Source organism: Bradyrhizobium sp. STM 3809, from assembly GCF_000239795.1.
GTDB lineage: Bacteria > Pseudomonadota > Alphaproteobacteria > Rhizobiales > Xanthobacteraceae > Bradyrhizobium.
This window is the reverse complement of the sequence record NZ_CAFJ01000786.1, coordinates 1-6,711: the sequence shown is the minus strand read 5'-3', so window position 1 is coordinate 6,711 and position 6,711 is coordinate 1. Positions and strand designations below refer to the sequence as shown.

Sequence of the window (6,711 nt, the reverse complement as noted above, 5' to 3'; positions counted from 1 at the left end):
CCTGGCCTTCCCTGCGCCCTCGGCCTATTCGGGGGCTTCGATGAGCATGATCTCGGGTGCAAGCGCGCCGCGGGAGGCGTCGCTGCGACCGTGACATGGATGCCGGCATGATGTCCAGGTACGCGGCTCGATGATCAGGACCTGGAGTCAGCGGGCGGAGCGAGGGAGCTCAGTAGAGATGACGGCAAAGCAGGGCTCAGCCCTTACGGCAGCCCAGCTCCGCTGATGTCTCATGCGGATCCGCCTGGACCTCGGCAGGCCGCTCGCGGATAGTCTCACCAGCTCCGAACAAAGCCCGCGCGAGACCTCATGACCGATACTCAGCTTTCGAATGATTCCTACGACCTCATCATCCGCGGCGGCACCGTCATCGACGGGACGCGGGCGCCGCGCTTCGCGGCAGATGTTGCCATCAAGGATGGCCGGATCGCCGCCATCGGCGAGATCGATGGTCCGGCGCAGCGCGTGATCGACGCTTCAGGCCGCATCGTCGCGCCGGGCTTCATCGACGCGCACACCCATGACGACAGCGCGGTGCTGGTCGACCCCGGCATGACCTGCAAGGTCTCGCAGGGCGTGACCTCGGTGGTGACCGGCAATTGCGGCGTCAGCATCGCGCCGCTGAAGCCCGGCTCGCCGCGGCCGATGCCGCTCGGGCTGCTGTCGCCAGGCGACGGCCGGATCGCGGAGTATGCGTCGTTCGCGGACTATGTTGCCGCACTTCGCGCAGCGCCGGCGGCCGTGAACGTCGCGCCGATGACCGGCCACACCTCGCTGCGCGCCTCCGTCGTCAGCGATCTCGGCCGCGCGGCAACCGCAGCCGAGATCGTGGAGATGCGGGCCTACGTGCAGGAGGCGCTCGACGCCGGCGCCATCGGCGTCTCCACCGGCACGTTCTATCCGCCGGCCGAGGCCGCGCCGACCGAGGAGATCATCGAGGTCTGCCGTCCGCTCACCGGCAGCGGCGGCGTCTATGCGACGCATATGCGCAATGAGGCGAACGACGTCGTCAAGTCGCTGGAGGAGAGCTTCGCCATCGGCAAGGCGCTCGACGTCCAGGTCGTGATCTCGCACCACAAGGTGGTGGGCCCGGCGAATTTCGGCCGGACGAAGGAGACACTGCCGCTGCTCACCAAGGCGATGAGCTGCCAATGCGTCGCGCTCGACTGCTATCCCTACAACGCCTCCTCGACCATGCTGCATACCGACCCGGCCAAGCTGCAGGTCAAGGTCGTGGTCGCCGCCTCGAAGCCGCATCCGGAAATGGCCGGCCGCGATCTCGCCGACATCGCCGCCAGCTGGGGCGTCGACCGGCTCGAAGCCGCGAAGCGGCTGCAGCCGGCCTCCGCGATCTACTTCTCGATGGACGAGGCCGACGTGCGGACCATCCTCGCCTTCGAGCCGACCATGATCGGCTCCGACGGCCTGCCGTTCGGCGAGCGGCCGCATCCGCGGCTGTGGGGCACGTTCCCGCGCGTGCTCGGCTATTACTGCCGCGTGCTCGAGCTGTTCCCGCTGGAGACGGCGGTGTGGAAGATGAGCGGCCTGACCGCGCAGAATTTCGGCATCAAGGGCCGCGGCACGCTGGCGATCGGCCATCATGCCGACATCACGATCTTCGATGCGGCCAGCGTGCGCGACAGCGCGACCTATGACGAGCCCTGCGTGCCGGCCGCGGGCATCGACGCGGTCATCGTCAACGGCGCGCTGACCTGGTGGCAGGGCGCGCACCAGAACGCGCGCGCCGGGCAGGTCATCGCGCGCAGCGCGCGGCCGTGATGCTAAGCCGCCGCGGCCATCGATCGGGCGAACTCCGGATAGCACTCCGCGAGCTCGTCGAGAATCCGGCCGCGGATCAGCTCGGCGGTGGCGCGATCCGGCGCGGTCGTGGCCGGCACGGCCTCGGGCACCTCGTAGTCGAAACCCGTGCGGTCGCGCACATCCTCGGCGGTATAGCCCGGATGCACCGAGCGCAGCCGGAAGCCGCCGCGGTCGCGGTCGAAATCGAACAGCGCCAGATTCGTCAGCAGCGCCTGCGGCCCGCCGCGCCGCTTCACCTCCGGCGTAACAGCCGCGGCGCTGACGAAATCCACCTTCGGCACCAGCACGCGCGGCGAATGCTCCTCGCGAAACAGGATCACGCGCGGGATCAGGTGATAGAGATAGGCCGAGCCGAACGAGCCCGGCCAGCGCACCTCCATGCGCGGATAGCCGCCGGTGCCGACCAGGTTGATGTTGCCGGCGCCGTCGATCTGGCCGCCGCCGAGGAAGAATGCGTCGACCCGGCCCTGCGCGGCGCAGTCGAACAGCTCGACGCCGCCATTGGTGAAGAAATTGTGCCGGCTCGAGCCGAGGATCGAGATGCGCACCGGCGGCTTGCCGGCCAGCGCATTGCGCGCCCGCAGCAGCATCGCGCCCGCCGCGGGAATCGGCGAGGAGGCACCGACCGCGACATGGCGGACGCCGTCGAGCAGGCCGGCGATGGTGGTGATCAGGAGCTCCTTGCGCGCGCGATCGTCCTGCCCGGTCATGCGACCTCCTTGCTGCGGCTCAGGAAGGCGGAGAGATAGGCATGAAACCCTTCCTCGGTGCGGGCCATCGTGGCGTAGCGGGCGAGCTCGGCGCCGTCGGTCTCGTATTCGTCCCACAGCGGCAGCGGCCAGGCGCCGTTCTCGGCGACCGCGATGGCATCGACATAGAGCGCCGGCAGCACGCCGGCGGCGGAGTCCTCGGTCGCCATCAGGTCGCGATCGGTGATGCGCTCGACGGTGACCAGCGTGCGCCTCGCGGCATAGGCCATGGTCGCCAGCTCGCGATAGCGGCCGATGCGCACATTGCCGAAGCGGTCGGCCTCAGGCGCATGGAACAGCGCGACATCCGGCGTGATCGCGGGCACCACGACCACCTTGCCGGGCTCGCCGACCGGGCTGTCGATCACCTTCCAGTCGGGGCGGACCTGCAGCAGATCGCTGCCGATGATGCCTGCGATCGGCATGAACGGCACGCCCTTCTGCCCGGCCAGGAGGCCGGCATGGATCGCCGGGCAGGTGGCATCGCGCAACTTGATGCTGCCGCTGCGCACGGCCGCCGTGAAGCGCGGCGCGCCGCCGGCCTCGCCGAGCGACACCGCGCTGGTCTCCACGACCGCGGCCACGCCGGCGCCGATCAGCAGATCCGCCTGCAGTCCGCTGATCGGGACGCAGACCAGATGCAACCCGGTCAGGCCTGCCTCGATCATCGCCGCCGTGGCCGCCATCGAGACGCCGGCGCGGTCGACCGGAATCGCCACGGACTGGCCAGGGGCGATCGATCCGACCAGCGCCTGCAATCCAACCCTCTCCGTCATCGCGGCCTCCTCCTGCTGTTGCTTTTGCGGCGAGTGTACCGGCTCGCACCGGCGCTGTCAGCGCTCCCACGCCGATGTCGATCCGCGGATGATGATCTGCGGAGCCAGCACGATATGGTCGTCCACGACCCCGCGATCGGCGATGCGCGCCAGCAGCAGCCGCGCCGCGGCTTCGCCCATGTCGCGTTGTGCGATCCGCACGGTGGTGAGCGGCGGCGACACCAGGTCGACGAACGGCATGTCGTTGTGACCGACCACCGAGACGTCGCCGGGGCAGGCGAGGCCGCGCGCGGCGAGCGCGTCATAGACGCCGAGCGCGAGCAGATCGTTGGCGGCGACGATCGCCGTCGGCCTGGTCCGGCGCGCCAGCAGCCGCAGTGCGGCCTCGCGACCGGCGGCCCGCGTATAGGCGTCGGCGATCTCGATCGGCGCATGGCGCGCGGGCAGGCCCGCATCCCTCACGCTCGCCTCGAAGCCGGCGCGCCGGCGCGCACCGGTCGAGATGTGCTGCGGACCGGCGACATGGCCGATGCGCTGATGCCCGAGCCCGACGAGATGCTCGACGGCGAGGCGCATGCCGGCGGCATCGTCGCTGGCGGCCGAGGGCAACAATCCGGCGGCATCGACGCGGTTGACCAGCACGACCGGCAGCGCCGCATCCTGGCAATGCTGCACGACATCGTCGCGCAAGGTCACGGTCGCCAGCACCAGCCCGTCGACGCCCCGGGCGATCAGGCGGTCGACCAGATCCTGCTCGGAGCCCTTGCTGCCGACGTCGACGACGATGGTCGCGTAGCCCTCCGCATTGAGATGATCGGCGATGCCGGACAGCACCGGCGGAAAGCCGGGATCGGCGATATCTGGGGCGAGCACGCCGATCAGCCCGCTACGGCCCGTGCGCAATCCCTTCGCGGCCATGTTGAGCCGGTAGCCGATCGCGTTGGCGGCGGCCTGGATCCGCGCCGCGACATCATCGGCAACGAGATGCTTCATCGCCGGACTGAGCGCGCGCGACACCGTCGAGGGGTGCACGCCGCAGCGGGCGGCGACGTCCTTGATGGTCGGACGGGGCGATGCCGCCGCGCGAGGCCCCGTGACGGATCGCATTGGTCGCTTCATTTCCCAGCCCTCGATGCCGCAGCGCAACGACGTTTTGATCACACCTTAGCTTGACACTCTTAACGTGCATGCAATAAATCCGGCTCTGCAATCGATTGCAATAACAGAATGGGGAACGTCCACATGACAGCCAGCGCGCTGAAGCCATATCTGGTCAGTCCCGAGCATCTCGATCCGCATTGGCGCTGGAGCCGGGCCATCCCGTCGCACGGCCATGTCTCGGTGGATTTCGAGCGCCGTGTCGATTTCGACCGCCTCAGGCGATACCGGCTGGCGCGCGCGCGCATGGCGCTGAAGGCCTCGGGCTGCGGCGCGCTGCTGCTGTTCGACGTCAACAACATCCGCTACGTCTCCGGCACCAAGATCGGCGAGTGGGAGCGCGACAAGCTCTGCCGCTTCGCGCTGCTGGCCGGCGATGGCGAGCCGATCGTGTGGGATTTCGGTTCCGCCGCCGTACACCACCGCATCTTCTGCGACTGGCTGGCGCCGGAGAACTGCCGCGCCGGCATGCTGGGCATGCGCGGTACGGTGCCGCCGGCGGTCGGGCTGATGAAGGCGCATGCCGAGGAGGTGATGAGCCTGCTGCGCGCGGCCGGCGTCGCCGACATGCCGGTCGGCGTCGACCTCGCCGAGACCGCGATGTTCTTCGAGCTGCAGAAAGCGGGCATGAAGGTGGTCGACGGCCAGCAGATCATGCTGGACGCGCGCGAGATCAAGAACATCGACGAGATCATGCTGCTCAACCAGGCCGCGGCCATGGTCGACGGCGTGTATCACTCGATCTACGAGAACCTGAAGCCGGGCGTGCGCGAGAACGACATCGTCGCGCTGGCCAACAAGATGCTCTACGAGATGGGCTCCGACGACGTCGAGGCGATCAACGCCATCTCCGGCGAGCGCTGCAATCCGCATCCGCACAATTTCACCGATCGCATCCTGCGTCCGGGCGATCAGGCGTTCTTCGACATTTTGCAATCCTATCAGGGCTACCGCACCTGCTACTACCGTACCTTCAATGTCGGCCGCGCCACGCCGGCGCAGCATGATGCCTACAAGCGTTGCCGCGAATGGCTCGACAACGCGATCGCGCTGATCAAGCCGGGCGTGTCGACCGACACGGTCGCCAAGGTGTGGCCGGCGGCCGAGGAGTTCGGCTTCCCGTCGGAGATGGCGGCGTTCGGCCTGCAATTTGGCCACGGTCTTGGTCTCGCTCTGCATGAGCGCCCGATCATTTCGCGCCTGGTCTCGCTGGACAATCCGATGGAGATCAAGACCGGCATGGTATTCGCGCTGGAGACTTATTGCCCAGCCACCGACGGCTTCTCCGCGGCGCGCATCGAGGAGGAGGTCGTGGTTACCGACAAGGGCTGCCAGGTGATCACGCTGTTCCCCGCGGAAGAGCTGCCGATCGCCAATCGTTATTAGGTGAACGCGATTTGAGTTCTTCGTCGTTGCGAGCGAAGGCGGAAGCAATCCAGGGCCGGGCGTGATCCTGGATTGCTTCGTCGCTTCGCTCCTCGCAATGACGACGGCCGTGACAAGTATGATGAGGAAACGATAATGACTACGATGCATTCGCTCGGCTGGATCGGCATGGGGCGCATGGGCTACCCGATGGCCGAGCGGCTGCTGAAAGCCGGACACAATGTCTCGATCTTCAACCGCACCCGCGCCAAGGCCGAGCCGCTCGCCGCGAAGGGCGGCGTCATCGTCGACCATCCCCGCGATCTCGCGTCATGCGAGATCGTGTTCACGATGGTGTCGACGGGCAAGGATCTCGAGCAGGTCTATTTCGGCGACAACGGTCTCGTCGCGTCCGCTTCGGGACCGCGTCCGAAGATCCTGGTCGACTGCTCCTCGATCGGGATCGAGCAGTCGGAGGCGATCGCGGCGAAGCTGTCGCAGCTTGGCATCGAATTCGTGCGGGCGCCGGTGTCGGGCAACGGCAAATGCGTCAAGGCCGGCAAGCTGTCGTCGGTGGTCTCGGGCCCCAAGGCCGCGTTCGAAATCATCGCGCCGTACCTCGGCAAGATCGCCGTCTCCGGCGTGTCCTATGTCGGCGAGGGCGAGCTCGCGCGCATCTGCAAGATCGCGCACAACGTTTTCCTCGGCGTCGTGATCCAGAATCTCGCTGAGATCACCATCCTGGCGCAGAAGGCCGGCGTGCCGCGCCATGCCTTCCTCAATTTCATGAATGCCAGCGTGATGGGCTCGACCTTCACCAAGTACAAGAGCAACGCGCTGGT

At 67.7% G+C, this 6,711-nt stretch carries 6 protein-coding genes; 3 read left to right on the top strand and 3 right to left on the bottom strand.

Translation table 11 applies throughout. The annotated features are described in order from the left end of the window. Positions 1-309 precede the first annotated feature (309 nt). Positions 310-1,779, top strand: coding sequence for an N-acyl-D-amino-acid deacylase family protein (locus BRAS3809_RS33260; protein ID WP_008966404.1), 1,470 nt, complete (start codon positions 310-312; stop codon positions 1,777-1,779). 2 nt (positions 1,780-1,781) lie between these two features. Here the strand turns inward: BRAS3809_RS33260 and BRAS3809_RS33255 are convergent, their stop codons facing one another. Genes BRAS3809_RS33255 through BRAS3809_RS33245 form a run of 3 tightly spaced genes read right to left on the bottom strand, consistent with a single transcriptional unit; the run spans position 1,782 to position 4,453 of the window. Further along, a complete protein-coding gene (locus tag BRAS3809_RS33255) occupies positions 1,782-2,531 on the bottom strand; it encodes a CoA-transferase (protein WP_008966403.1) in 750 nt (249 codons plus the stop codon). Then, complete coding sequence (locus BRAS3809_RS33250) at positions 2,528-3,346, bottom strand: CoA transferase subunit A (protein ID WP_008966402.1); 819 nt, start codon at positions 3,344-3,346, stop codon at positions 2,528-2,530. Before BRAS3809_RS33250 ends, BRAS3809_RS33255 begins: the two co-directional genes overlap by 4 nt. Before the next feature lie 57 nt (positions 3,347-3,403). Continuing rightward, on the bottom strand, positions 3,404-4,453 hold the full coding sequence (locus tag BRAS3809_RS33245; RefSeq protein WP_283805786.1) for a LacI family DNA-binding transcriptional regulator: 1,050 nt from the start codon (positions 4,451-4,453) through the stop codon (positions 3,404-3,406). 135 nt (positions 4,454-4,588) lie between these two features. Between BRAS3809_RS33245 and BRAS3809_RS33240 the strand changes: the two genes are divergently transcribed. Next, entirely contained in the window at positions 4,589-5,890 is a 1,302-nt protein-coding gene (locus tag BRAS3809_RS33240) for a M24 family metallopeptidase (RefSeq protein ID WP_008966400.1), read from the top strand. A gap of 135 nt (positions 5,891-6,025) precedes the next feature. Beyond that, on the top strand, positions 6,026-6,711 hold a 686-nt coding region (locus BRAS3809_RS33235), incomplete at its 3' end, for an NAD(P)-dependent oxidoreductase (RefSeq protein WP_035660265.1).

Excerpts from the sequence above, each read along its gene's own strand:
- BRAS3809_RS33245 (WP_283805786.1), bottom strand. The coding sequence starts at position 4,453 with ATGCGATCCGTCACGGGGCCTCGCGCGGCGGCATCGCCCCGTCCGACC.
- BRAS3809_RS33250 (WP_008966402.1), bottom strand. The coding sequence starts at position 3,346 with ATGACGGAGAGGGTTGGATTGCAGGCGCTGGTCGGATCGATCGCCCCT.
- BRAS3809_RS33240 (WP_008966400.1), top strand. The coding sequence starts at position 4,589 with ATGACAGCCAGCGCGCTGAAGCCATATCTGGTCAGTCCCGAGCATCTC.
- BRAS3809_RS33260 (WP_008966404.1), top strand. The coding sequence starts at position 310 with ATGACCGATACTCAGCTTTCGAATGATTCCTACGACCTCATCATCCGC.
- BRAS3809_RS33255 (WP_008966403.1), bottom strand. The coding sequence starts at position 2,531 with ATGACCGGGCAGGACGATCGCGCGCGCAAGGAGCTCCTGATCACCACC.